This is a genomic window from Streptomyces ficellus (assembly GCF_009739905.1).
Taxonomy (GTDB): Bacteria; Actinomycetota; Actinomycetes; order Streptomycetales; family Streptomycetaceae; genus Streptomyces; species Streptomyces ficellus_A.
On record NZ_CP034279.1, the window covers coordinates 5,924,791 to 5,949,450 of the forward strand.

Annotated in this window: 24 protein-coding genes and 1 tRNA gene; 9 read left to right on the forward strand and 16 right to left on the reverse strand. The window is 72.4% G+C overall.

Annotation, left to right across the window (positions count from 1 at the left end; translation table 11 throughout):
- Positions 1-9: 9 nt before the first annotated feature.
- On the forward strand, positions 10-603 hold the full coding sequence (locus EIZ62_RS26520; protein WP_156695197.1) for a TetR/AcrR family transcriptional regulator: 594 nt from the start codon (positions 10-12) through the stop codon (positions 601-603).
- A 15-nt stretch (positions 604-618) separates the two neighbouring features.
- On the opposite strand, the gene EIZ62_RS26525 is transcribed toward EIZ62_RS26520, so the two are convergent.
- From EIZ62_RS26525 to EIZ62_RS26540, 4 genes are all read right to left on the reverse strand, one after another.
- On the reverse strand, positions 619-2,403 hold the full coding sequence (locus EIZ62_RS26525) for a lysyl oxidase family protein (protein WP_156695198.1): 1,785 nt from the start codon (positions 2,401-2,403) through the stop codon (positions 619-621).
- Between the two features lie 268 nt (positions 2,404-2,671).
- A complete protein-coding gene (locus tag EIZ62_RS26530; RefSeq protein WP_156695199.1) occupies positions 2,672-3,886 on the reverse strand; it encodes an acyl-CoA dehydrogenase family protein in 1,215 nt (404 codons plus the stop codon).
- 9 nt (positions 3,887-3,895) lie between these two features.
- Entirely contained in the window at positions 3,896-4,918 is a 1,023-nt protein-coding gene (locus EIZ62_RS26535; RefSeq protein ID WP_156695200.1) for a phosphotransferase family protein, read from the reverse strand.
- 172 nt (positions 4,919-5,090) lie between these two features.
- Positions 5,091-5,387: a hypothetical protein gene (locus EIZ62_RS26540; protein WP_156695201.1), complete on the reverse strand. Its 297-nt coding sequence runs from the start codon at positions 5,385-5,387 to the stop codon at positions 5,091-5,093.
- 116 nt (positions 5,388-5,503) lie between these two features.
- Between EIZ62_RS26540 and EIZ62_RS26545 the strand changes: the two genes are divergently transcribed.
- Positions 5,504-6,442, forward strand: coding sequence for an NADP-dependent oxidoreductase (locus EIZ62_RS26545; RefSeq protein WP_156695202.1), 939 nt, complete (start codon positions 5,504-5,506; stop codon positions 6,440-6,442).
- Between the two features lie 49 nt (positions 6,443-6,491).
- On the opposite strand, the gene EIZ62_RS26550 is transcribed toward EIZ62_RS26545, so the two are convergent.
- Genes EIZ62_RS26550 through EIZ62_RS26560 form a run of 3 tightly spaced genes read right to left on the reverse strand, consistent with a single transcriptional unit; the run spans position 6,492 to position 7,728 of the window.
- Positions 6,492-6,812: a DUF202 domain-containing protein gene (locus EIZ62_RS26550; protein WP_156695203.1), complete on the reverse strand. Its 321-nt coding sequence runs from the start codon at positions 6,810-6,812 to the stop codon at positions 6,492-6,494.
- Positions 6,812-7,204: a YidH family protein gene (locus EIZ62_RS26555; RefSeq protein ID WP_156695204.1), complete on the reverse strand. Its 393-nt coding sequence runs from the start codon at positions 7,202-7,204 to the stop codon at positions 6,812-6,814. Before EIZ62_RS26555 ends, EIZ62_RS26550 begins: the two co-directional genes overlap by 1 nt.
- Positions 7,201-7,728 carry an NUDIX hydrolase gene (locus EIZ62_RS26560; protein WP_156695205.1) on the reverse strand — a complete coding sequence of 176 codons (528 nt, stop codon included), beginning with the start codon at positions 7,726-7,728 and terminating at the stop codon, positions 7,201-7,203. Before EIZ62_RS26560 ends, EIZ62_RS26555 begins: the two co-directional genes overlap by 4 nt.
- A gap of 88 nt (positions 7,729-7,816) precedes the next feature.
- Here EIZ62_RS26560 and EIZ62_RS26565 point away from each other — a divergent pair, with 88 nt between their 5' ends.
- Positions 7,817-9,472 carry an FAD-binding dehydrogenase gene (locus tag EIZ62_RS26565; protein ID WP_156695206.1) on the forward strand — a complete coding sequence of 552 codons (1,656 nt, stop codon included), beginning with the start codon at positions 7,817-7,819 and terminating at the stop codon, positions 9,470-9,472.
- Between the two features lie 87 nt (positions 9,473-9,559).
- Here EIZ62_RS26565 and EIZ62_RS26570 read toward each other — a convergent pair whose 3' ends face one another.
- The 5 genes from EIZ62_RS26570 to EIZ62_RS26590 all read right to left on the reverse strand — a co-directional run bounded on the left by EIZ62_RS26570 (position 9,560) and on the right by EIZ62_RS26590 (position 13,305).
- The gene (locus EIZ62_RS26570; protein ID WP_156695207.1) at positions 9,560-10,087 is read right to left on the reverse strand and encodes a DoxX family protein; all 528 of its coding nucleotides are present in this window, start codon (positions 10,085-10,087) and stop codon (positions 9,560-9,562) included.
- 327 nt (positions 10,088-10,414) lie between these two features.
- Positions 10,415-10,819 carry a nuclear transport factor 2 family protein gene (locus EIZ62_RS26575; protein WP_156695208.1) on the reverse strand — a complete coding sequence of 135 codons (405 nt, stop codon included), beginning with the start codon at positions 10,817-10,819 and terminating at the stop codon, positions 10,415-10,417.
- The gene (locus EIZ62_RS26580) at positions 10,816-11,265 is read right to left on the reverse strand and encodes an ASCH domain-containing protein (protein ID WP_156695209.1); all 450 of its coding nucleotides are present in this window, start codon (positions 11,263-11,265) and stop codon (positions 10,816-10,818) included. The genes EIZ62_RS26575 and EIZ62_RS26580 overlap by 4 nt, the downstream gene beginning before the upstream one ends.
- Positions 11,266-11,349: 84 nt before the next feature.
- Complete coding sequence (locus tag EIZ62_RS26585) at positions 11,350-12,747, reverse strand: GntP family permease (RefSeq protein WP_156695210.1); 1,398 nt, start codon at positions 12,745-12,747, stop codon at positions 11,350-11,352.
- A gap of 39 nt (positions 12,748-12,786) precedes the next feature.
- Positions 12,787-13,305, reverse strand: coding sequence for a gluconokinase (locus tag EIZ62_RS26590; protein ID WP_156695211.1), 519 nt, complete (start codon positions 13,303-13,305; stop codon positions 12,787-12,789).
- Positions 13,306-13,449: 144 nt separating this feature from the next.
- On the opposite strand from EIZ62_RS26590, the gene EIZ62_RS26595 reads away from it, so the two are divergent.
- The 4 genes from EIZ62_RS26595 (at position 13,450) to EIZ62_RS26610 (ending at position 17,673) form a co-directional block, all read left to right on the forward strand.
- Positions 13,450-14,151: a FadR/GntR family transcriptional regulator gene (locus EIZ62_RS26595; RefSeq protein ID WP_156695212.1), complete on the forward strand. Its 702-nt coding sequence runs from the start codon at positions 13,450-13,452 to the stop codon at positions 14,149-14,151.
- A 202-nt stretch (positions 14,152-14,353) separates the two neighbouring features.
- Positions 14,354-15,820 (forward strand): amino acid permease, encoded by a 1,467-nt coding sequence (locus EIZ62_RS26600; RefSeq protein WP_156695213.1) that lies wholly within the window; start codon positions 14,354-14,356, stop codon positions 15,818-15,820.
- A gap of 138 nt (positions 15,821-15,958) precedes the next feature.
- Positions 15,959-17,044 (forward strand): S-(hydroxymethyl)mycothiol dehydrogenase, encoded by a 1,086-nt coding sequence (locus EIZ62_RS26605; protein WP_156695214.1) that lies wholly within the window; start codon positions 15,959-15,961, stop codon positions 17,042-17,044.
- A complete protein-coding gene (locus EIZ62_RS26610) occupies positions 17,044-17,673 on the forward strand; it encodes an MBL fold metallo-hydrolase (RefSeq protein ID WP_156695215.1) in 630 nt (209 codons plus the stop codon). Before EIZ62_RS26605 ends, EIZ62_RS26610 begins: the two co-directional genes overlap by 1 nt.
- Here the strand turns inward: EIZ62_RS26610 and EIZ62_RS26615 are convergent.
- Positions 17,657-18,586 carry an RluA family pseudouridine synthase gene (locus EIZ62_RS26615; protein ID WP_156695216.1) on the reverse strand — a complete coding sequence of 310 codons (930 nt, stop codon included), beginning with the start codon at positions 18,584-18,586 and terminating at the stop codon, positions 17,657-17,659. The genes EIZ62_RS26610 and EIZ62_RS26615 overlap by 17 nt on opposite strands.
- Positions 18,583-20,019, reverse strand: coding sequence for a xylulokinase (gene xylB / locus EIZ62_RS26620; protein ID WP_156695217.1), 1,437 nt, complete (start codon positions 20,017-20,019; stop codon positions 18,583-18,585). The genes EIZ62_RS26615 and xylB overlap by 4 nt, the downstream gene beginning before the upstream one ends.
- A gap of 81 nt (positions 20,020-20,100) precedes the next feature.
- Between xylB and xylA the strand changes: the two genes are divergently transcribed.
- Complete coding sequence (xylA, locus tag EIZ62_RS26625) at positions 20,101-21,270, forward strand: xylose isomerase (RefSeq protein ID WP_156695218.1); 1,170 nt, start codon at positions 20,101-20,103, stop codon at positions 21,268-21,270.
- 365 nt (positions 21,271-21,635) lie between these two features.
- On the opposite strand, the gene EIZ62_RS26630 is transcribed toward xylA, so the two are convergent.
- A complete protein-coding gene (locus tag EIZ62_RS26630) occupies positions 21,636-22,874 on the reverse strand; it encodes an ROK family transcriptional regulator (protein WP_156695219.1) in 1,239 nt (412 codons plus the stop codon).
- A gap of 77 nt (positions 22,875-22,951) precedes the next feature.
- Positions 22,952-23,036, reverse strand: a tRNA-Leu gene (locus tag EIZ62_RS26635).
- Positions 23,037-23,178: 142 nt separating this feature from the next.
- On the opposite strand from EIZ62_RS26635, the gene EIZ62_RS26640 reads away from it, so the two are divergent.
- Entirely contained in the window at positions 23,179-24,510 is a 1,332-nt protein-coding gene (locus EIZ62_RS26640; protein WP_156695220.1) for a M20/M25/M40 family metallo-hydrolase, read from the forward strand.
- Positions 24,511-24,660 lie beyond the last annotated feature (150 nt).

Sequence of the window (24,660 nt, forward strand, 5' to 3'; positions counted from 1 at the left end):
TGGCGGCACATGGCCAGGACGACGGACGGGAACGGCACCCCCGTCCCCCAGAGGCTGCTGGCCACCGCCACCCGGCTCTTCGCCGAACAGGGCTACGACCGCACCTCCGTCCAGGAGATCGTCGAGCGGGCCGGGGTCACCAAGGGGGCCCTCTACCACTACTTCGGCTCCAAGGAGGACCTGCTCCAGGAGGTGTACGCGCGCGTGCTCCGGCTCCAGCAGGAGCGGCTGGACGCCTTCGCCCAGGCGGACGCCCCCGTGGATCAGCGGCTGCGCGACGCCGCCGCGGACGTGGTCGTCACCACCATCGACAACCTCGACGACGCGGCGATCTTCTTCCGCTCGATGCACCACCTGAGCCCGGAGAAGAACAAGCAGGTCCGGTCCGAACGGCGCCGCTACCACGAGCGGTTCCGCGCCCTCATCGAGGAGGGCCAGGACGCGGGCGTCTTCTCCACCGCCACCCCCGCGGACCTGGTGGTGGACTACCACTTCGGGTCGGTCCACCACCTGTCCACCTGGTACCGCCCCGACGGGCCGCTCAGCCCCCAGCAGGTGGCCGACCACCTGGCCGACCTGCTGCTGAGGGCGTTGCGGCCCTGACGGGCGTTCAGCTCACTAGTTGGCGTCCACCAGCTCGTGCGGCGGTACGGTCACCGTCCGCGCGCCCTTCTTGCCGCCGAGGACGATCTTCCGCAGCGCGCTGTTGTTGGTGAGGTCGGTCTCCTTGAGGCGCTTCTCCGGGTTGGCCAGCACCTGGATGTAGTAGGTGCCGTTCGGCAGCGAGGTGATGTCGAACGACTGGCCCGGCAGGTCCTGGGTGTAGGTGTCGCCGGACCCGACGTCCAGGACCTCACGGACCGAGATCGAGTTCTGCTGACCGCACGCCGTGGACAGGTCCGTGTTGAACGGGTGCCAGTTGGCGTTCTTCACCGTGTAGTCGACCGCGTCGGTGTTGGCCAGGCAGAAGGCCTCCTTGCCGCTGCGCACGGCCTCCTTCTGGTCGGCCTTGAGCAGCCGGTAGCTGGCGAAGTCGGTGAAGTGCCAGTGCTCGTGGCCGGGGCGGGGGTCCCACTCCATGGTGCCGGTCGGGGTGTAGCCGACCTGCTTGCCCTTCGCGTCGTAGAAGTACTGGTAGGCGTCCATCAGCTCCTTGCCGGGCGACCGGAAGCCGTCGACGACCAGCTGGGCGGGGCCCGCGTTCCACACGTTGGCGCTGAAGGCGAGGAAGTCCTTGCCCTTGTCGGGGCCCTCCGTGGCGGGTTCGCTGATGGTGATGCCGTACGCGGGCAGCGACCGCAGGTCGGGCTTGGGCACGTTTGGCACCGCCGCCTTGCCCGTCGGCCGCTTCGCGGCGGGCTTCACCGCGGGCGCCTTGCGCGAGCCGTCGGTCTGGCCGCCGCCGTCGCCCATGCGCGCGGCGCCCGCCTTCAGGCCCTGCCTCTTCACCGCCCACGGGACGGCGGGCGGCGCCGGCACCAGGGGCCCGTGGCCCACGTTGTACGAGGGACCCGCACCGCTCGTCGGGGCGGCGGGAGCGGCCGGGGCCACCGCGCCGTGCCGGGCGTGCCCCGCGGCGGCGCCGTGACCCGCGGCGGCGCCGTGCCCCGCGGCGGCGCCGTGCCCCGCGGCCGCGCCGTGACCCGCGTGCCCGGCCTTCTTCGCGTCGTGCCGCGCACCGGGCGCCGCACCGGCACCGCCCTCCGAGCTGATCTCGCGCACCGTCACCTTGACCGACTGCGGCTTGTCCGCGACGCCGAACAGGTCGCGGTAGCGCTTCGCCACGGACACCTTGGCCGTGTACTGCCCGGCCGGCAGGACGACCGGCTCGGAGTACGCGCCCGAGTAGGTGTTGGCCGCCCAGCCCTTCTCCACGCCCCACACGGAACCGAGCGTGAAGGGGTTGGTGGGACAGCTCTCGGGATACTTCGAGGTGGCCGGCGCGTCGGGGCGCACCCGGCCGGACGCGTTGTTGGGGCAGAAGTCCTCGGTGCGCTTGAGGACCGTCTTGCCGGCCGCGTCGGTGACGGCGATCTCGATGAAGCCCGGCAGACCCTGGAAGTCCTTCACCAGGCCCTTGGGGAGGGCCTTCGCCCGGGTCTTGCCGCCCTCGTGGACGATCTGCGTCACGACGACCGGGTCCTTGTAGGACTTGCGGGTCACCTTCAGTTCCAGCGGGGCGTTCTCGGCGGTGAGGTACGTACCGAGGTCGAGGTAGACGCCGGGCTGTTCCTGGTACGAGTCGAGCGTCACCGACTTCGCGGCGGCGATCAGGCTGAACTGCGGTGTGGCGGGGGCTGCTTCGCCGTCGGGCGCGGCGGCGACGATACCGGCGGTCACGGCGACGGCCGCTGCTCCGGCGATCACCGAACGCCCGAGACGGGCCTGGTGGGATCTGGTCATCGTTCCTCGTTCTGCGAGTGCCTGTCGGGACGGCGGAGGACGGCCGGCGCGGTGGTCGTGTCGCGCGGCCTTCTCCGGTCCGTGAGAGTCGACGGTCGGCACCGTGGGTTGTCTGCGACGCGGTGAGTCGTGGATCCTTGACCGAAACTAGGCCCCTCGCACAGGATCCCGCCGACTTAGTGCCGTTCTCGCCGGACAAGCCGCCCACATGTGGTAAAAGCCCGGGACCGCGACGTGCGGACCCGGGCTCCCTCCACCACCGTGACGCTCAGAGGTACCGCTTCAGCTCCCGCCGCGCCAGCGACCGCTGGTGCACCTCGTCCGGCCCGTCCGCCAGCATCAGCGTCCGCGCCCCCGCCCACAGTTCGGCGAGCGGGAAGTCCTGGCTGACCCCGCCCGCACCGTGCAGCTGCACCGCGCGGTCGATGATGTCCACCACCGCGCGCGGCGTCGCGATCTTGATGGCCTGGATCTCGGTGTGCGCGCCCCGGTTGCCGACGGTGTCCATCAGCCAGGCGGTCTTGAGGACCAGCAGCCGCAGCTGTTCCACCGTCACCCGGGCGTCCGCGATCCACGCCTGCACCTGCCCCTGCGCGGCCAGCGGCTTGCCGAAGGCCGTACGGGACACCGCCCGGCGGCACATCAGCTCGATCGCCCGCTCCGCCATGCCGATCAGCCGCATGCAGTGGTGGATCCGGCCGGGCCCGAGCCGGGCCTGGGCGATGGCGAACCCGCCGCCCTCCTCGCCGATCAGGTTCGACGCCGGGACGCGGACGTCCTCGAAGACGACTTCCGCGTGCCCGCCGTGGGAGTGGTCCTCGTACCCGTACACCTGCATGGCGCGCCGGACGTGCACACCGGGGGTGTCGCGGGGCACCAGGAGCATCGACTGCTGGCGGCGGATGTCCTCGCCGTCCGGGTCGGTCTTGCCCATCACGATGAAGATCCGGCAGTCCGGGTTCATCGCCCCGGAGATGTACCACTTGCGGCCGTTGACGACGTAGTCGTCACCGTCGCGCCGGATGCGGGTCTCGATGTTGGTGGCGTCCGACGAGGCGACGTCCGGCTCGGTCATCGCGAAGGCGGAGCGGATCTCCCCGGCGAGCAGCGGGCGGAGCCACCGCTCCCGCTGCCGCGCGTCGCCGAACTGGGCCAGCACCTCCATGTTGCCGGTGTCCGGGGCGGCGCAGTTCAGCGCGGTGGGCGCCAGGTGCGGCGACCGGCCGGTGATCTCCGCCAGCGGCGCGTACTGGAGGTTGGTCAGGCCCGCGCCGTGCTCGTCGTCCGGCAGGAAGAGGTTCCACAGGCCCTGCCTGCGCGCCTCGGCCTTGAGGTCCTCGACCACCGCCGGGGTGTCCCACGGCGAGGCGAGCTTGGCGCGCTGTTCGTGCGCGACCTCCTCCGCCGGGTACACGAACTCGTCCATGAAGGTGAGGAGCCTGGCCCGCAGTTCCTCGGTGCGCGCGTCGAATGCGAAGTCCATGGGTGCCGGTCAGCCTTCCTGGAGGGTGGTGAGGCCGTGCTCGATGAAGACGGGGACGAGTTCGCCGATCCGGTCGAAGCCGGCGCCGACGGTCTGCCCGAGGGTGTAGCGGTAGTGGATGCCCTCCAGGATCACGGCGAGCTTGAACCAGGCGAACGCCGTGTACCAGGAGATGGCCGAGGTGTCGCGGCCGGACCGGGCGGCGTAGCGCTCGACCAGTTCGGCGGGCGACGGGTGGCCGGGGGCCGCCGCGGTGGTGGAGACGGGGGAGTGCGGCAGGTCCAGCCGGACGCTGTACATGGCCAGCAGGCCCAGGTCCGTGAGCGGGTCGCCGAGCGTGGACATCTCCCAGTCCAGTACGGCGTTGACCTTGTCGTCCTCGCCGAGCAGGGCGTTGTCCAGGCGGTAGTCGCCGTGGACGACCGTGGGGGCGCCGGACAGCGGCAGTTCGCGGCCGAGTGCGGCGTGCAGCTCGTCGATCCCGGCCAGTTCGCGGCTGCGCGAGGCGTCCAGCTGCTTGCCCCAGCGCCGCAACTGCCGGTCCAGGAAGCCGTCGGGGCGCCCGAAGTCGCCGAGCCCCACCGCGCCGGGGTCCACGGCGTGCAGGTCGACCAGCGTGTCGACCAGGCCCAGCACGGCGGCGCGGGTGCGCTCGGGGCCGAGCGGGGCGAGCTGGGCGGCGGTGCGGTAGGGCGTGCCGGGCACGAACTCCATGACGTAGAACGGGGCGCCGAGGACCTCCTCGTCCTCGCACAGCACCAGCGGCTCCGGGACCGGCACCGCCGTCGGGTGCAGGGCGCTGATCACCCGGTGCTCGCGCCGCATGTCGTGGGCGGTGGCCAGGACGTGGCCGAGCGGCGGGCGGCGCACGACCCACTGGCCGGTGCCGTCGGTGACGACGTACGTCAGGTTCGACCGGCCGCCCTCGACGAGGCGGGCGCTGAGCGGTCCGCTCACCAGGCCGGGCCGCTCGCGGTCCAGGAAGCCGCGCAGCCGCTCGGGATCGAGACCTGGTGGGGGAGCTGAGCTCATCGTTCGCACCTCCGGTGACGGGAAGAACAGTGGTGTACGCAGCATGACCGACCAGTCGGTATGTCGTCCAGGGCCACGCCCCGTCCGGTGCGTAAACCGGCGGTTCCTCACACGTCACCGGGACCCGTTCGTGGACAAAGCGCACGAATGGGTCCCGGTGTGGGGTCGCTGTCTAGTGGTCGTCCCAGTGGCCGTCGTGCGCCGCGTGCCGGTGTCCCTCGTGCACGTAGTCGACGTGGTCGCCGTGCGCGACGGCCGGGTGCCCGCAGCCGTCGCCGTGCTCGTGCGCGTGGCCGCTGTGGGCGACGTGCTCGCCCGGCTCGCACTCGTCCCAGTGCCCGGAGTGCTCCCGGTGCAGGTGCCCGTCGTGGACGTAGTCGAGGTGGTCGTGGTGGACCACGGACCGATGCCCGCAGGCCGGGCCGTGGCGGTGGTCGTGCGTGGAGTGTTCCTGGTGGAGGACGGTCATCGGGGCCTCCGGCGTGGGCGGCTGCGGGACTTTCAGGCTAGTCCTTTTTGTCACCCTTCTGCTGGAATCCTCCCTCCCGGCTTGCGGCCGGAGGGAACGCGCCGGAGGGTCGGACCATGAGGGCGATCAGCTACAGCCGCTACGGCGGCCCGGAGGTGCTGGAATTCGGCGACCACCCCGACCCCAAGGTGGGGCCGGACAAGGTGCTCGTCAAAGTCCGGGCGGCGGCCGTCAACCCGGTCGACTGGAAGGCCCAGGCCGGGTACCTCGACACGATCTTCGACACCGTCTTCCCGGTCATCCCCGGCTGGGACGTCTCCGGCGTCGTCGTGCAGCCCGGGGTGTCCGTGCCCGAGTACGCGGTCGGCGACGAGGTCATGGGGTACGTGCGCGAGGACGTCCTGTCCCACGGCACCTTCGCCGAATACGTCGCCGCGCCCGTCCGCACCCTCGCGCGCAAGCCGCGCAACCTGACCTTCGAGGAGGCGGCCGCCCTCCCGCTCGCCGGGCTCACCGCCCACCAGGTGCTGCACCGGGCGCTCCGCGTCCGGTCGGGCGACACCGTCCTGGTCCACGCCGCGTCCGGCGCCGTCGGCTCCATGGCCGTCCAGATCGCCCGCCACCTCGGCGCCCGCGTCATCGGCGCCGCCCGCGAGCACGCCCAGGACCGGGTCCGCGAACTCGGCGCGGAGCCGGTGCCCTACGGCGACGGCTTCCTCCACCGGGTCCGGGAACTGGCCCCGCACGGCGTCGACGCCGCCTTCGACACGGTCGGCGGCCAGGTGCTGAAGGACTCGGCCCACCTCCTCGCCCCCGAGGGCCGCCTCGCCTCCATCGCGGACGGCGAGGTCGTCGGCCTGGGCGGGCACTACTACTGGGTACGCCCCGACACGGACGACCTGACGGCACTCGCCGAACTGGTCGAACAGGGCGCCCTCACCGTACGGGTCGCCAGGACGTTCCCCCTGGACCGGGCCGCCGACGCCCAGCGCGCCAACCAGGAGGGCGGCCTGCACGGCAAGGTCGTCGTCACCGTGGACTGGCCCGACCACTGACCCGCCGGCCACGCACCACAGCGCACAGGCGCGCACCGGCGGCCCGCCGTCACACCACCACGGCCACCGCGAACGCGGCCAGCGCCACCGCGCAGCCCGCCGCCACGACCGCCCCCCGCGGCCTCAGCGCCCCCGGGCGCGCCGCGACCAGCGCCCGCATCCGCCGGTGCGCCACCCCGAGGAACACCAGCCACACCAGCAGCGACAGCGCCGCGCCCACCAGCCCGGCCGCCGTGACGTCGTCGTGCACGGCCTGCCGGGCGGCCAGCACCGCGGCCACGGTCGCCGACAGCGTCGTCCGCCGCCACGCCAGCCGCGTCCGCTCCGGCTGCAACCCGGGATCACGCGCCTCCACGGCACCGCCCGCCATCAGCCGCTCCACCCGAAGAGGACGACCACCACCATCGCACCGGCCACCAGGCCCACCGCGAGACCCAGCAGCGTCGGGAACCGGCTCACCGGCAGGTCCTCGCCCCGCCGCATGGCCCGCTCGCACCGCACCCAGTGGTTCACCGCCCGCAGCGCGCACAACGCCCCCGCGGCGAGCAGCGCGAACGCCATCCCCACCCGGACGCCCCAGCGCAGGTCCGGCAGGAACTGGTCCACCGCGAAACCCCCGCCGACGAGCGCCAGCGCGGTACGGATCCAGGCGAGGAACGTGCGCTCGTTGGCGAGGGAGAACCGGTAGTCGGGCGTCTCGCCCTCCTCCCGGACCCGCTGCGGCGCGAACCACAGCCGCAGGCCCCGCACGAATCCGCTCACATGATCAGCCTACCGGCGCGGTGCGCGCGCAGCCTTTCGTACGCCGCCAGCCCGTCCGGCACCCACTCCCACTCGCCCAGCCGCGCCCGTACCTCCTCCTCCGGCAGGAACCCGTGCCACGCGACCTCCTCCGCCTGCGGGTCCACCGGCAGCGCGCACCGCACCTCGTACACCGCCGACCACCACGAACCGCGCCCGCCGCCGTCCTCGTACAGGAACCGGAACAGCGGGGTGGGGTGCGGCAGTCCGCGCACCCCCAGCTCCTCCTCCGCCTCGCGCAGCGCCGCCTCGTCGTAGCTCTCGCCGGCCCCCACGACACCGCCCACGAACATGTCGTACAGGGACGGGAAGACCAGCTTCGTCGCGGTGCGGCGGTGCACGAACACCCGGTCGTCGGCGTCCCGCACGAGGACGAACACGCACCGGTGACGCAGGCCCCGCGCGTACACCTCACCGCGCGGCAGCCGCCCCACCACCTCGTCGTGCTCGTCGACGACGTCCAGGATCTCCTCGGCAGCAGTCATGCCGCCATGAAAACACCACCCACCTGTTGACGTGTTACCGCCGCGTACCGAAGATCGGAGCACCCTGCCCGACGAGGATGAGGACCCCATGGCGTACGACGCTGATGTGATCGTGATCGGGGCGGGCCTCGCCGGCCTGGCCGCCACCGCCGAACTCGTCGACGCCGGGCGCAGCGTCATCCTGCTGGACCAGGAGCCGGAGCAGTCCATCGGCGGCCAGGCGCACTGGTCCTTCGGCGGCCTGTTCTTCGTCGACTCGCCCGAACAGCGCCGGATGCGCATCCGCGACAGCCACGCCCTCGCCCTCCAGGACTGGCTCGGCACCGCCGGGTTCGACCGCCCCGAGGACCACTGGCCGCGCCGGTGGGCCGAGGCGTACGTCGACTTCGCGGCGGGCGAGAAGCGGGACTGGCTGCACCGGCAGGGCGTCCGCTTCTTCCCCGTCGTCGGCTGGGCCGAACGCGGCGGCTACGGCGCCACCGGCCACGGCAACTCGGTGCCGCGCTTCCACATCACCTGGGGCACCGGCCCCGGCCTGGTCGCCCCCTTCGAGCGGCGCGTGCGCGCGGGCGTCACCAAGGGCCTCGCACGCCTGGCGTTCCGGCACCGCGTCACCGGCCTCGGCCGTACCGCGGGCACCGTCGACACCGTGAGCGGCGAGATCCTGGAGCCGTCCGGCGCCGCGCGCGGCACGGCCAGCAGCCGGCAGGTCACCGGCGCCTTCGAGTACCGGGCCCAGGCCGTGATCGTCACCTCCGGCGGCATCGGCGGCAACCACGACCTCGTCCGCGCCCAGTGGCCCGAGCGCCTCGGCACACCGCCCGAGAAGATGCTCTCCGGGGTGCCCGCCCACGTCGACGGGCTGATGCTCGGCATCACGGAGGCGGCCGGCGCCCACCACATCAACCGCGACCGGATGTGGCACTACACCGAGGGCATCGAGAACTGGAACCCCATCTGGGCGCGGCACGGCATCCGCATCCTGCCCGGCCCGTCCTCCCTCTGGCTCGACGCGCGCGGCCGCCGGCTGCCCGTCCCGCTCTTCCCGGGCTTCGACACCCTCGGCACCCTCGACCACATCATGAAGTCCGGCCACGGCCACACCTGGTTCGTCCTCAACCGGCGCATCATCGGCAAGGAGTTCACCCTCTCCGGCTCCGAACAGAACCCGGACCTCACCGGCAAGTCCGTACGCGGCGTCCTCGACCGCGCCCGCGCCGACGTCCCCGGCCCGGTCAAGGCGTTCATGGACCACGGCGCCGACTTCGTCATCGAGAAGGACCTGACGTCCCTGGTGCGCGGCATGAACGCGCTCACCAAGGAGCCCCTCCTCGACGAGGCGGCCGTACGCCGCGAGATCGTCGCCCGCGACCGGGAGATCGCCAACCCCTTCACCAAGGACAGCCAGGTCACGGCGATCCGCGGCGCCCGCAAGTACCTGGGCGACAAGCTGATCCGCACGGTCGCCCCGCACCGGATCCTCGACCCCGCGGCGGGCCCGCTGGTCGCCGTCCGCCTCAACATCCTCACCCGTAAGTCGCTCGGCGGCCTGGAGACCGACCTGTCGTCCCGGGTCCTCACCGCCGGCGGCACCCCGCTGCCCGGGGTGTACGCGGCGGGCGAGGCGGCCGGGTTCGGCGGCGGCGGCGTCCACGGCTACCGTGCGCTGGAGGGCACCTTCCTCGGCGGCTGCCTCTTCTCCGGCCGCACGGCCGGCCGGGCCGCGGCGGAGGCGACCGGCTGAGAGCCCTCAGAGCCGGCACCTCCCGTGGCGCCGCGGCCGTAATGCCCCCGGGCGGGGTACCTCATCGCACCCTCCGGGCACGCCACCTCACGCGCGCGTCCCCGGAGCCGGCGCGTACGCCGCGTCCGGACCGGTGACCCGGCGGTTCCGCCCCGGGAGATACGCCCACAGCGCGACGCCGATGAAGAGCACCTGCTCGGGAATCCTGAACCACAGGGGCGTCGCGGGCTTCCCGTTGACCGAAACGCCCTCGACCGCCGCGTAGATGTTGGCCGGCAGCATCAGGACGAACAGCACCGCGAGGCCGAGTCCCGCCGCCCGCCGGGTGGCCTCCAGGACGAGCCCGGCGGCGCCCAGGAGTTCCAGGACGCCCGTCGCGTAGACCACCAGGCGGGGGAACGGCACGAACGGCGGGACCATCGCGACCAGATCGTGGTGGCCGGGCATGGGGCCGAGGCCGGACGGGACGAAGTGCGCGCTCGCCGTGAACACCAGCATGACCGCGAGGCCGTGCACGACGGACACCCGCCAGGTAACGAACCGCCGGACGCCGACGGCGCCGAGGAGCCGGAACAGCAGGGTGGGAACGGCGATGAGCATGAGGGTGCCCAGCATGAGCGCAGTCCTTTCGACGGGTCGGCCTACAGAATGGATACTAGCGCTATCCGCTATCCATGTGGAGAGGGCTGAGCGGATAAAGGTCTGCGGGCTCAGTCGGCACGCCGGCGCTCAAGTGCCGCTGATGGGGCACTACTTGCGTGAAGGGGTGCTGCCGCCGGGATCCGCACCAGGTCTTCGGGGTGCTGCCGGGCGTAGGCCCGGCCGCGCGGGAAGAGGGCGCGGCCCTCCGCCGCCCGGCCCAGAAGTCCACGCCGGCCCGGCACTTCGGAGGCGGCAGCCCCGCCGGGGCGAACCCCCCATATAACCCCGGGCGGACGCGACCTAGACCATGCCCTCCGGCACCGGCGTCCCCTGGTGGTAGTACAGCCGCCAGTCCCCGCCCCCGGCGCGCCCGGCCGGGTCGCGGCGCCACAGCGAGCTGCGGCGCACCCGGTGGCCACCGCCGGCCGTCTCGTACGTCAGGTGGACCACGTCCGGGGCGAGCTGCACGCCCGTCATGCCGGACACCTCCACGGGCGGGCCGTCCGCCGGGAGAGCCGGGGCGGGTGCCATGCCCGGCAGCGCGTCCAGCATCGCCTGCCTGGTCCACCGCCGCCCCGAGGCGCCGACCTCCGTGAAGTCCGGGTGCAGGAGGCGGGCCGCCTCCGCCCGGGAGGCCCGTACGGCCGGGTCAAGGAGCCGCAGTTCGCCCGCGATCGCCGCCTCCACGCCGGAGGCGCCGGTCATGCCCGCACCTCCACCACGCGGAAGCGTTCCGCGACGACCATCGTCGTGTCGTCGACCGTGAAGTCCGGGTCGCCGAGGGCCTCGCGCATCTCGTCGCCGTGCCAGAACGTCTCGTGGCCCGCCCGCCAGTCGGCGACCGAGGCGTACCCCTCGCCCTCGTCCAGCGCGTGCCGCAGGTCCACGTCGCCCAGCGGCAGCACCCGCACCTCCGTCACCTCCAGCACCGCCACCTCGCGGCCGTCGGAGTCGATCAGGGCCGACCGCTCGCCGATCTCCGGCAGTTCCTCGTCCTCCGCCTCGTACTCGGCGAGCAGGCCGGTCGTCGACACCTTCTCGCCGGACAGGACCGCGGCCACCAGTTGGTCGCGCAACGGGCCGGGGAACGCCAGCAGATAGGGCTTGAGTTGCTCGGGATGCGTGGCGGGGTGCGTCTCGGGGTGCGTCATGGGGCGACAGTGTGGCAACCCGCCGCCCCGCACGCGACGCAATATCGGCCCCCGGCACAGCAGCAACAGCAGCTACAGCACCAGCTACAGCACCAGCGACAGCAGCAGCACGAACACGATCCCGACCACCGAGATGATCGTCTCCATCACCGACCAGGTCTTGACCGTCTGGCCGACGCTCATCCCGAAGTACTCCTTCACCAGCCAGAACCCGGCGTCGTTGACGTGGCTGAAGAACAGCGAGCCGGCACCGATCGCCAGCACCAGCAGCGCCGCGTGCGTGGTCGACATGTCGGCCGCCAGCGGCGCGACCAGCCCGGCCGCGGAGATGGTGGCGACGGTCGCCGAACCGGTGGCCAGCCGGATCGCCACCGCGATCAGCCAGGCCAGCAGCAGGGCCGGGATCGCCCAGTTCTCGGAGAAGTCCAGGATCATCCGCCCGACGCCCACGTCGATCAGGGTCTGCTTGAAACCGCCGCCCGCGCCGACGATCAGCAGGACGCCCGCGATGGGCGCGAGCGACGTCTCGACGGTCGAGGAGATCCGCTCCTTGGTGCAGCCGGCCGCCCGGCCCAGCGTGAAGATGCCCACGAGGACCGCCGCGAGCAGCGCGATCAGGGGCGAGCCGATCACGTCCGTGACCCGCTGGACGTGGTTCTCCGGGTCGTCGACGACGATGTCCACCAGCGCCTTGACCAGCATCAGCACGACGGGCAGCAGCACGGTCGCCACGGTGACGCCGAAGCCCGGCCGCCGCTCCAGCGTCTCCGAGGCCCGCTGCGGCACCATCCGCTCCGGCACCGGCACGTCCACCCAGCGGGCCGCGTACCGGGAGAAGACCGGGCCCGCGATGATCACCGTCGGGACGGCGACGACGAGCCCCAGCGCCAGCGTGACGCCCAGGTTCGCGCCGATCGCGTCGATCGCGACCAGCGGGCCGGGGTGCGGCGGGATGAGCCCGTGCATCACCGACAGGCCGGCCAGCGCCGGGATGCCGATCCGCATCAGCGAGTAGTTGCCGCGCTGGGCGACCATCAGCACCACCGGGATCAGCAGCACGATGCCGACCTCGAAGAACAGCGGCAGGCCGATCACCGAAGCGATCAGTACCATCGCCCACGGCATGGCGCGCCCGCCCGCCTTCGCCAGGATCGTGTCGACGATCTGGTCCGCGCCGCCCGAGTCGGCGAGCAGCTTCCCCAGGATCGCCCCGAGCGCGATGAGCACACCGACACCCGCGACGGTCGAACCGAGCCCCGTGGTGAAGGACGCGATGGCCGCGTCGAGCGGGGCGCCCGCGAAGGCGCCCAGCGCGAGCGAACCTATGGTCAGCGCCAGAAAGGCGTGGAGCTTGAACTTCGTGATGAGCAGGACGATGACGGCGATGCCCGCCAGGACGGCGATGCCCAGCTGGGCGTTGCCGGCCGAGGTGATCGGCTCGGCGGCACCCGCTGCCAGCATCTCGACGTTGAGACTGGTCACAGGGTTCCTCGGGTCGGGTGGGGGAGACGGACGGGGGAGTCAGGAGGGGGAGTCGGCGGACCGGCGCAGCGCGGTGACGGCCCGGTCGGCGATGTCCTCGGGGGAGCCGGAGACGTCGACGGCCGCACCGGCCTCGTCGTCGCCCAGCGGCTGGAGGGTCGCGAACTGCGAATCGAGCAGCGCGGTGGGCATGAAGTGCCCCTTGCGGGCGGCCATCCGCTCCTCGATCAGCGTCCGGTCGCCGGTCAGGTGCAGGAAGACCACCCCGGGCGCGGCCGCCCGCAGCCGGTCGCGGTACGCTCGCTTCAGCGCCGAGCTGCTCACCACCCCGCCGAGGCCGGCGCGCCCGTGCGCCCACCGTCCGATGGCGTCCAGCCAGGGCCACCGGTCGTCGTCGTCCAGCGGGACGCCGGCCGACATCTTGGCGATGTTCGCCTCGGGGTGGAAGTCGTCGCCCTCGGCATAGGGCACGCCGAGGCGCTCGGCGACCAGCGGACCGATGGTGGTCTTGCCGGTGCCCGCCACGCCCATCACCACGACGACGGGGGGTTGCTGCATGGATGGTGCCTCGCTGTCTTCCTCGACATCGATCCGGACGCCACCGCGGTGTCCGTCGCCGCACACTGAAACCCATCAGGTACGACGTATTCAAGAGCCTGTGACATAAAAGTCATACTTAATCTGGGCGGTTACGCTATGCACATGACGACGCAGGCCCAGGGGCTCCATACGCAGGTGCTGGACACCCTGGGCCTTGCCATCACGGCGGGGGAGTACGCGCCGGGCAGCGTGTTGCGCACCGACGAGCTCGCCCAGCGGTTCGAAGTGTCACGCACGGTGATCCGCGAGGTCGTCCGCGTCCTGGAATCGATGCACCTCGTCGAGTCACGTCGCCGCGTCGGCGTGACCGTACGCGCCACCGAGCAGTGGAACGTGTACGACCCGCGCGTCATCCGCTGGCGGCTGGCGGGCGCCGACCGGCCCCGTCAGCTCCGCTCGCTGACCGTGCTGCGCTCGGCGGTCGAACCGGTCGCCGCCGGCCTCGCCGCCGCCCACGCCACCCCCGAGCAGTGCCGGGAGCTGACCGAGCAGGCGCTCGGGATGGTCGCCACCTCGCGCGGCGGGCAGCTGGACGCGTACCTCGTGCACGACATCGCCTTCCACCGGGTCGTGCTGAACGCCTCCGGCAACGAGATGTTCGCCCGCCTCGGGGACGTGGTCGCGGAGGTCCTCGCCGGCCGCACCCACCACCACGTGATGTTCGAGGACCCCGACCCGGCGGCCGTCACGCTGCACGTCCGGGTCGCCGAGGCCGTACGGGCGCGGGACGCCGCCCGCGCCGAGGAGCTGACCAGGGAGATCGCCATGGGCGCCCTCCGAGAGCTGGACGTCCTCGCGCCGTAGCGGGACCCCTTAAGCTGCTCAATGCTGATTAACCAGTCGGTAACCTCAAAAACACCTCAGATCAGCCCGTACGTGACATAGGCCACAGCCAAAACGGCCGCGTAGCCGTGACTATGTGCCCTGGCCTTCATGCCACGGTGACCCACCCTTCTCACCGGCGTACGGCTGATACCGCACGACCCCTCACAAAGGCGACTTCTAGATGAGTGACCGCACCATGCCTGCGGCCGACACCCAGAGCCCCGGTTCCCCGGCGGCGACGGGCGCCCCCCACATCGACGCCGGTGACGCCGGTTACAGCAAGGACCTCAAGTCCCGCCACGTCAACATGATCGCCATCGGTGGCGCCATCGGGACCGGCCTCTTCCTTGGCGCCGGCGGCCGCCTCGCGGGCGCGGGCCCGTCCCTCGCCATCGCGTACGCCGTCTGCGGCGTCTTCGCCTTCTTCGTCGTCCGGGCCCTCGGTGAGCTGGTGCTCTACCGTCCCTCCTCCGGAGCCTTCGTCTCGTACGCCCGTGAGTTCATGGGCGAGAAGGGCGCCTACACGGCCGGCTGGCTCTACTTCCTCAACTGGTCGACCACCGCCATCGCCGACATCACCGCGGCCGCGGTCTTCGCCCACTACTGGTCGCTCTTCAGCGACGTCCCGCAGTGGGTGCTCGCCATGATCGCCCTCGCCGTCGTCCTCACGGCGAACCTGATCTCGGTGAAGTACTTCGGCGAGATGGAGTTCTGGTTCGCGATCATCAAGGTCGCCGCACTGGTGATCTTCATGTGCGTCGGCATCTTCCTCGTCGTCACCTCCCACGAGGTAGGCGGCCACACCCCGGGCCTGTCCACCATCACCGACAGCGGCGGCATCTTCCCCATGGGCATGCTGCCCATGCTGATGGTCGTCCAGGGCGTCGTCTTCGCCTACGCCTCCGTCGAGCTGGTCGGCGTCGCCGCCGGTGAGACCGAGAACCCCGAGAAGATCATGCCGAAGGCGATCAACTCGATCATGTGGCGCGTGGGCCTCTTCTACGTCGGTTCCGTCGTCCTGCTCTCGCTGCTGCTGCCGTACACCGCCTTCTCCGGCGACCAGAGCCCCTTCGTCACCGTCTTCGACAAGCTCGGCATCCCGGGCACGGCCGGCATCATGAACCTGGTCGTCCTCACCGCCGCGCTCTCCAGCCTGAACTCCGGCCTGTACTCCACCGGCCGCATCCTGCGCTCGATGGCGATGGCGGGCTCCGCGCCCAAGTTCACCGCCCGCATGAACAAGGGCCAGGTCCCCTACGGCGGCATCCTGCTCACCGCCGGCTTCGGCGTCCTCGGCGTCGGCCTGAACTACGTCATGCCCGGCGAGGCCTTCGAGATCGTGCTGAACCTCGCCTCCATCGGCATCCTCGGCACCTGGGGCATGATCATGCTCTGCTCGCTGCTGTTCTGGTCCCGCTCCAAGGAGGGCAGGGTCACCCGCCCCTCCTACAAGCTCCCCTGGGCCCCGTACACGCAGATCGTGACGCTGGTCTTCCTCGCCACCGTCCTGTTCCTGATGTGGTACGGCGGCGGAGTCGGCCGGTACACCGTGAACTGCCTGCCGGTCATCGCGCTCCTGCTCGTCGGCGGCTGGTTCGCCGTCCGCAAGCGGGTCGCCACCCTGGCCGCCTCACGGCCGCAGGACTGACCCACCACCCCTCCCGAAGCCCCCGCCGGACACCCGTCCGGCGGGGGCTTCGCGCACGCGGCCGGATTTCCACCCCGACGAGCGCCCCCGACAGCGATAGTGGAGCCGGACAACCGCGCGACGAAAGGAAGAGCCGCGATGGCGCAGCAGGTCAACGGGGTCATTGCCCCGGGGAAGAACGAGCCCGTGCGGGTGGAGACGATCATCGTCCCCGACCCCGGCCCCGGTGAGGCCGTCGTACAGATCCAGGCCTGCGGGGTGTGCCACACCGACCTGCACTACAAACAGGGCGGGATCAACGACGACTTCCCCTTCCTCCTCGGTCACGAGGCGGCGGGCGTCGTCGAGTCGGTCGGCGCCGGCGTCACCGACGTCGCGCCCGGCGACTTCGTCGTCCTCAACTGGCGTGCCGTGTGCGGCACCTGCCGGGCCTGCGAGCGCGGCAGGCCCTGGTACTGCTTCGCCACCCACAACGCCCGCCAGAAGATGACGCTGACCGACGGGACGGAACTCTCGGCGGCGCTCGGCATCGGGGCGTTCGCCGAGAAGACGCTGGTCGCGGCCGGCCAGTGCACCAAGGTCGACCCGTCGGTCGCCCCCGCCGTCGCCGGCCTGCTCGGCTGCGGCGTCATGGCCGGCATCGGCGCGGCGATCAATACCGGCCAGGTCGGCCGGGGCGACTCCGTCGCCGTCATCGGCTGCGGCGGCGTCGGCGACGCGGCGATCGTCGGCTCCCGCCTCGCGGGCGCCGCGCGCATCATCGCCGTCGACATCGACGACCGGAAACTGGAGACCGCCCGGACCATGGGCGCCACCCACACCGTCAACTCCCGCACCACCGACCCCGTCGAAGCGATCCGCGAACTCACCGGCGGCTTCGGCGCCGACGTCGTCATCGAGGCCGTCGGCCGCCCCGAGACCTACCAGCAGGCGTTCTACGCCCGCGACCTCGCCGGCACGGTCGTCCTCGTCGGCGTACCCACCCCCGAGATGACACTCGAACTCCCGCTGCTCGACGTCTTCGGGCGCGGCGGCGCGCTCAAGTCGTCCTGGTACGGCGACTGCCTGCCGTCCCGCGACTTCCCCATGCTCATCGACCTGCACCAGCAGGGCCGCATCGACCTGGCGGCCTTCGTCACCGAGACCATCGGACTCGGCGACGTCGAGAAGGCCTTCGCCCGCATGCACGAGGGCGACGTGCTGCGCTCGGTGGTGGTCTTCTGATGACCGCGCGCATCGAGCACCTCGTCACCTCCGGCACCTTCACGCTCGACGGCGGCACCTGGGACGTCGACAACAACGTCTGGATCGTCGGCGACGGGGCCGAAGCCGTCGTCATCGACGCCGCACACGACGCCGACGCCATCCTGGCCGCCCTCGACGGCCGTACGCTGCGGGCCATCATCTGCACGCACGCCCACAACGACCACATCGACGCCGCCCCCGCGCTCGCCGCCGCCACCGGCGCCCGCATCCTGCTCCACCCCGACGACCTGCCGCTGTGGAAGCAGACCCACCCCGACCACCACCCCGACGGCGAACTCACCGACGGACAGACCCTCACCATCGCCGGAACCGACCTGACCGTCCTGCACACCCCCGGCCACGCCCCCGGCGCCGTCTGCCTCCACGCCCCCGACCTCGGCACCGTCTTCACCGGCGACACGCTCTTCGCGGGCGGCCCCGGCGCCACCGGCCGGTCCTTCTCCCACTTCCCGACCATCATCGACTCGATCCGCGACCGGCTGCTGACCCTGCCCCCGCAGACGGTCGTCCGCACCGGCCACGGCGACACCACCACCATCGGCGCCGAGGCCCCGCACCTCCAGGAGTGGATCAACCGAGGCCACTGAGCCGCAGCCGGCTCACGAACCGCACCGGGACACCCGAGACCGGGTCGGTGAACTCCAGCGCCCGCGCCAGCAACTGCAGCGGACGCCCGAAGTCCTCCGGCCCGTCCTCCCGCACCACCGGATACAGCGGATCGTGCAGGATCGGCACCCCCAGCCGCGCCATGTGGACCCGCAGCTGATGCGTCTGGCCGGTCGCCGGCACCAGCCGGTACCGGCCCAGACCGCCCCGGTGCTCCACCAGCTCGATCCGGCTCTCGCTGTTCGGCTCGCCCGGCACCTCCCGCGCCGCCAGCACCCCGCGCTCCTTGACGATCCGGCTGCGAACCGTCACCGGCAGGGCCAGCGAGGGCTCGTACGCGGCCACCGCCTCGTACTCCTTGCGCACCCGCCGGTCCCGGAACACCGACTGGTACGCGCCCCGGTCCTCCGGACGTACGACGAACAGGGCGAGCCCCGCCGTCAGCCGGTCCAGCCGGTGCGCCGGCTGCAACTGCGGCAGCCCCAGCTCCCGCCGCAGCCGCGCCAGCGCCGTCTCCGTCACATGCCGCCCGCGTGGCGTCGTCGCCAGGAAGTGCGGCTTGTCCGCCACCACGATCCGCTCGTCCCGGTACACGATCCCCACCTCGAACGGCACCCGCTCCTCCGCCGGGAAATCCCGGTGGAACCACACGTACCGCCCCGGCTCGTACCTCTCCTCCGCCCCCACCGGCACCCCGTCCGCCCCCACGAACCGGCCCTCCGCGACCATCGCGTCCACCCGCCCGGCGCCGATCGCCCCCGCGTACCGCGCGAGAAGATGGTCCCGAACCGTCGGCCACGCGCCATCGGGATCGGCGGGCAGCCGCAGCCGCACCGGGTCGACACCGGCCCGCTGGGGCAGCGGGGCGGCCGGGATCCTGGTTCTCCGTCTCACCGCCCCACGGTAAGCGGTGCCAGCACCGCCTCGATCCGCTCCCACGTCTCCCGGTCCCGGACGACCGGAGGCAGCGTCTCGTCCCCGCCGGTGCCCCAGGACACGGCCACCGCCACCGGGTCCTCCCCGGTCGCGGCGCCCACTGCCAGCGCGGCCGCCCCGACCGCGACCAGTTCCGCGGTACGGGGGAGGACCACGGGCCGCCCCGACAGACGGCGCACCGTCTCCACCCACGTACGCCCCCGGGCGCCGCCCCCGATCAGCCGCAGCGGCACGCCCTCGCCCGTGCGCGGCAGCGCCCCCAGCGCCCGGAGCACCGTGAAGGCCGCACCCTCGTAGGCGGCCCCCAGGAGCTGCTGCCGGGTCGTGGCGTGCCGCAACCCGGTGAGCAGACCGGAGGCACCGGGCAGGTCCGGAGTCCGTTCACCGTCCAGGTACGGCAGGAGCACCGCCTCCCCGCCCGGCTCGGCGTCCTCCCGGTCCAGCCCCAGCAGCGCGGCCACCTTGTCGACGGCCAGCGTGCAGTTGAGCGTGCAGCCCAAGGGCAGGAACGTACCGTCGGTGGCGGCGAAACCCGCCAGCGCGGCCGTGGCGGGCCGCGCCCTCGTCGCCGCGAAAACGGTGCCCGACGTGCCCAGGGACACCACCGGATGGTCCAGCAGCCCCCGGCCGCCCAGCCCCAGCCCCACCGCCGCCGCCATGTTGTCCCCGGTGCCCGCGGCGACCGCGATGCCCTCGGCGAGGCCCAGCTCCCTCGCCGCGCCCCCGGTCAGCGACCCCACCCGGGTGGCGCCGGTCCGCGCGACGGGCGGGAGGAGCGCCGCGTCCAGCCCGAGCAGGCCGAGAAGCTCCGGGTCGTACGCGCCCGTCACCGTGCCGTACCAGCACGTCCCCGACGCGTCACCGGGATCGGTCGCCGCCACCCCGCACAGCCGCTCGGTGAGGAAGTCGTGCGGCAACCGCACCGCGGCGGCGCCCCCGGCGGCGCGCGGCTCGTTCTCCCGCAGCCACTGCCACTTGGCCGCCGTCATCGACGCCACCGGTACGGAGCCGGTACGCGCCAGCCAGCCGTCCGGGCCGAGCCGCTCGGTGAGGGCGGCGGCCTGCGGTGCCGACCGGGTGTCGTTCCACAACAGCGCCGGGCGCAGCGGACGGCCCGAGGCGTCCAGGACGACCAGCCCGTGCTGCTGCCCGGCGACCGCGATCCCGGTGACCGCCCGGGCATCGGCGCCCCGCAGTGCCTGGGCGACCGCCGCCACGAGCGCCCGCCACCACTGCTCGGGATCGCTCTCTCGCGCCCCCGCACGGCCGCTCACCGTGTGGGCGGCGCGCCCCACGGCGAGGACCCGTCCGGAGACGGCGTCCACCAGGGCCGCCTTGGTGGACTGCGTGGAACTGTCCACGCCGATGACGAGCGGGGGCGACGACGACATCCCGTACCTCTCTCTTGGCGGCGAGCCGCCCATAGCGTATTGGTAAGGTGAGAAAACAAATAGAGCCTGGAGGGCCCCGACATGCCGGATCGCTTCATCCCCGTTCCCGAGGACAGGTTCACCTTCGGGCTCTGGACCGTCGGCTGGCAGGGCGCCGACCCGTTCGGCACCGCGACCCGCCCCGCCCTCGACCCCGTCGAATCCGTCGAGCGCCTCGCCGCCCTCGGCGCCCACGGCGTGACCTTCCACGACGACGACCTGATCTCCTTCGGCTCCTCCGCCGCCGAACGCGAAACCGCCGTCAAACGGTTCCGCTCCGCGCTCGACCGGACCGGCATGAAGGTGCCGATGGCCACCACCAACCTCTTCACCCACCCGGTGTTCAAGGACGGCGCCTTCACCGCCAACGACCGCGACGTCCGCCGCTACGCACTGCGCAAGACCATCCGCAACATCGACCTCGCCGCGGAACTCGGCGCCGAGGTGTACGTCGCCTGGGGCGGCCGCGAAGGCGCCGAATCCGGCGCCGCCAAGGACGTGCGCGCCGCCCTCGACCGCCTGAAGGAAGCCTTCGACCTCCTCGGCCAGTACGTCACCGAGCAGGGCTACGCCCTCCGCTTCGCCGTCGAGCCCAAACCCAACGAGCCCCGCGGCGACATCCTGCTCCCCACCATCGGCCACGCCCTCGCGTTCATCGAGCGCCTCGAACGCCCCGCACTCGTCGGCGTCAACCCCGAGGTCGGCCACGAACAGATGGCCGGCCTCAACTTCCCGCACGGCATCGCCCAGGCCCTGTGGGCGGGCAAGCTCTTCCACATCGACCTCAACGGCCAGAGCGGCATCAAGTACGACCAGGACCTCCGCTTCGGCGCGGGCGACCTCCGCCAGGCCTTCTGGCTGGTCGACCTGCTGGAGAGCGCCGGCTACGACGGCCCGCGCCACTTCGACTTCAAGCCCGTGCGCACGGACGGGGCCGACGGGGTGTGGGAGTCCGCGAAGAACTGCATGCGCAACTACCTGATCCTCAAGGAGCGCGCGGCCGCGTTCCGCGCCGACCCCGAGGTCCGCGAAGCGCTCCGCGCGTCCCGCCTCCCGGACCTGTCCCGCCCCACGGCCGAGGACGGCCTCGCCGCGCTGCTCGCGGACCCCTCCGCGTACGAGACGTTCGACCCCACGGCCGCGGCGGCCCGCTCCATGTCCTTCGAACGCCTCGACCAACTGGCCCTGGAACACCTCCTGGGCACCCGCTGACGCGTCTGCGCAGGGTCGGTTGCCTGCCGGTGGGTGGTGGGCCGCGGCCCCTCCGGGCTCACCTCCTCGGCGCCGGCGGCCTTGGGTCTCGACAGTTCGAACCCATCTGTCGCCGCCAGCGCCTGCGGGGGCGACCCTGCACGGCCGCGGCCCGGTCGTATCCCGGCTGCGGGCCGCACTGTGTTCCGCGTACGGCGCGGAGGGGCCGTGCAGGGTCGCCCCCGCAGGGGATCGGCGGCATGAAACGGCGCCGAGAGTACGGGGGTGCCCCGCCGACCCCGAGGAGGTGAGCCCGGAGGGGCCCCGACCGTACCCACCGGGCGCAACCGACAACCGCTCACCGCGCCCCAGCGAAGGCGTCGGCGTCAGCGCCCCGCGTACCGCGCAGGGTCGGCGACCACGTCCCGGACCACCAGCGCCGCCGCGCCCCGCGCCGCGTCGCCCGACGGTGAGGACGCCCGCAGCCGCGTGCCGCCCCGCGGCCACAGCCCGGACACGACCCGCCCGGACAGCTCACGGTTCACCGCGGGACCCAGCCACGGCATCAGCGGCCGGTAGATGCCGCCCAGCACGACCGCCTCCGGGTCCAGCAGGTTCACCGCGCCGGACACGACGAGGCCCAGCATCCGCCCGGCGCTCTCCAGGGCCGCCACGGTCCGGCCGTCACCGTCGAGGGCGCGCCGTTCCAGCTCCGTCACGCCCGGCACTCCGGCCGCCTCGTCGAGGCCGGCGCCCCGCAGCAGCGCGGCCTGCCCGGCGTACTGCTCGAGGCAGCCGCGCGAGCCGCACCGGCACACGGGTCCCTGCGGGTCCACGACGACGTGCCCGATCTCGCCGGCGAAGCCGTGCGCTCCGCGCAGCAGTTCACCGTCGACGACGATCGCGCCGCCGACCCCGATCTCGCCCGAGAGGTAGAGGAAGCCGCGCACCGGTTCGCGCTGGGCGCCTGCGCCGAACCACAGCTCGGCGACCGCCGCCGCGTTCGCCTCGTTGTCGGAGCCCACGGGCAGTGCCGGCCGTTCCGGGCGCAGGGCGGCGAGGGCCCGCCCGAACAGGTCCTCGGCCGCCACCCGGTTCCAGCCCAGGTTGGGTGCCTGGCGCACGGTGCCGCCGGACACCAGGCCCGGCAGGGCGAGCCGGACGCCCACGGCGTCGAGTTCCTGGCCGGCCGCCGACGTGAGGGTCCGTGCCGCGATGCGGGCGGCCCGCTCCAGGACCTCGCCGGGCGGTACGTTCCGGTTGTCCAGGTGTTCGGTGAGCCGTACGCGGTCGGCCCCGGCGAGGTCGACCACGCACACGGACACGTAGTCGACGTTGATCTCGACGCCGAGTCCGGCCGGTCCGGTGGCGGCGGCCCGCAGCGCGGTGCCCGGACGTCCCGCCTGTCCGCTGAAGGTCTTGCCCCGCTCGGTGAGGAACCCGCCCGCCAGGAGCTGCTCCACCAGCGACGACACCGCCGCCCGTGTGAGCCCGACGCGTGCCGCCACCGCCGCCCGCGTGGTCTCGCCCTCGTCGAGCACGGTCCGCAGCACGAGGCTCAGGTTGTGCCGCCGCACGGTGTCCTTGCCGGCCTTGGGGGCCGGCGGGCCGGGAGAGGTCGTCATGGTGCGGCCGAGCCTATGCGAAGGCGGTGCGCACACGAGCGCGGGCCCGGTCTGACGACCGGGCCCGCGCTCTTCTGTGTCCGAGGGGGGACTTGAACCCCCACGCCCGATAAAGGGCACTAGCACCTCAAGCTAGCGCGTCTGCCATTCCGCCACCCGGACAAGGTGTCTGTCTCGCGGCCTGCGGCCGTTCCGACGTGGAAAACCATAGCAAACATTGGGAGGGCCCGATCACGCCCCCACCTCCGCCGGGGGAGGGGGCAGGATGAGGGGACCCAGCAGCAGCGACCCGGGAGGAACCAGCGTGAGCGACTCGAGCACGGCGCGAACCGCCATGGTCAGGGGCGAGGACGAGGTCACGGACCTCTGCCGCGACCTGATCCGGATCGACACCAGCAATTACGGCGACCACTCGGGCCCCGGGGAGCGGGCCGCCGCCGAGTACGTGGCCGAGAAGCTCGCCGAGGTGGGCCTGGAGCCCAGGATCATCGAGTCAGCCAAGGGGCGGGCGTCGACGGTGGCCCGGATCGCGGGGGAGGACCCCTCCCGGCCCGCGCTCCTGATCCACGGCCACACCGACGTCGTACCGGCCAACGCCGACGACTGGACGCACCACCCGTTCTCCGGTGAGATCGCGGACGGCTGCGTGTGGGGCCGGGGCGCGGTCGACATGAAGGACATGGACGCGATGACCCTCGCGGTCGTGCGGGACCGGCTGCGCAGCGGCCGGAAGCCGCCGCGCGACATCGTGCTGGCGTTCCTCGCGGACGAGGAGGCGGGCGGTACGTACGGCGCGCGGTACCTCGTGGACAAGCACCCCGACCTCTTCGAGGGGGTGACGGAGGCGATCGGCGAGGTCGGCGGCTTCTCCTTCACCGTCAACGAGAACCTGCGCCTGTACCTGGTGGAGACCGCCCAGAAGGGCATGCACTGGATGCGGCTCACCGTGGACGGCACGGCGGGCCACGGTTCGATGACGAACACCGACAACGCGATCACCGAGCTGTGCGAGGCGGTGGGGCGGCTCGGCCGGCACACGTGGCCGGTCAGGGTCACCAAGACGGTGCGGTCGTTCCTGGACGAGTTGTCGGACGCGCTCGGCACTCCGCTGGACCCGGAGGACATGGACGCGACGCTCGCCAAGCTGGGCGGCATCGCGAAGATGGTCGGCGCCACGCTCCGCAATTCGGCGGCTCCGACGATGCTCGGTGCCGGCTACAAGGTCAACGTGATTCCGGGGCAGGCGACGGCGCACGTCGACGGGCGTTTCCTGCCGGGGTACGAGGAGGAGTTCCTGGCCGATCTCGACCGGCTGCTCGGCCCGCGCGTGCGGCGTGAGGACGTGCACGCGGACAAGGCGCTGGAGACCAGTTTCGACGGGAACCTGGTGGACGCGATGCAGTCGGCGCTGAAGGCGGAGGATCCGATCGCCCGGGCCGTGCCGTACATGCTGTCCGGCGGGACGGACGCCAAGTCGTTCGACGACCTCGGCATCCGCTGCTTCGGCTTCGCGCCGCTGAAGCTGCCGCCGGAGCTGGACTTCGCCGGGATGTTCCACGGCGTGGACGAGCGGGTTCCGGTGGAGGGCCTGCAATTCGGGGTGCGGGTGCTGGACCGTTTCATCGATGCGAGCTGAGGCGCCCGCTCACCGGAATTAGTCAGGTGAAACGAAACTCCAATAATCGCCCGCGTGTGCACATCTGACCGAAAAGGGTGAACGGCGTCACCGGGACGTAGCCCGATTACCTCCCTGTCGTTACAGGTGATGCGGTCCGCGGCTGGGACC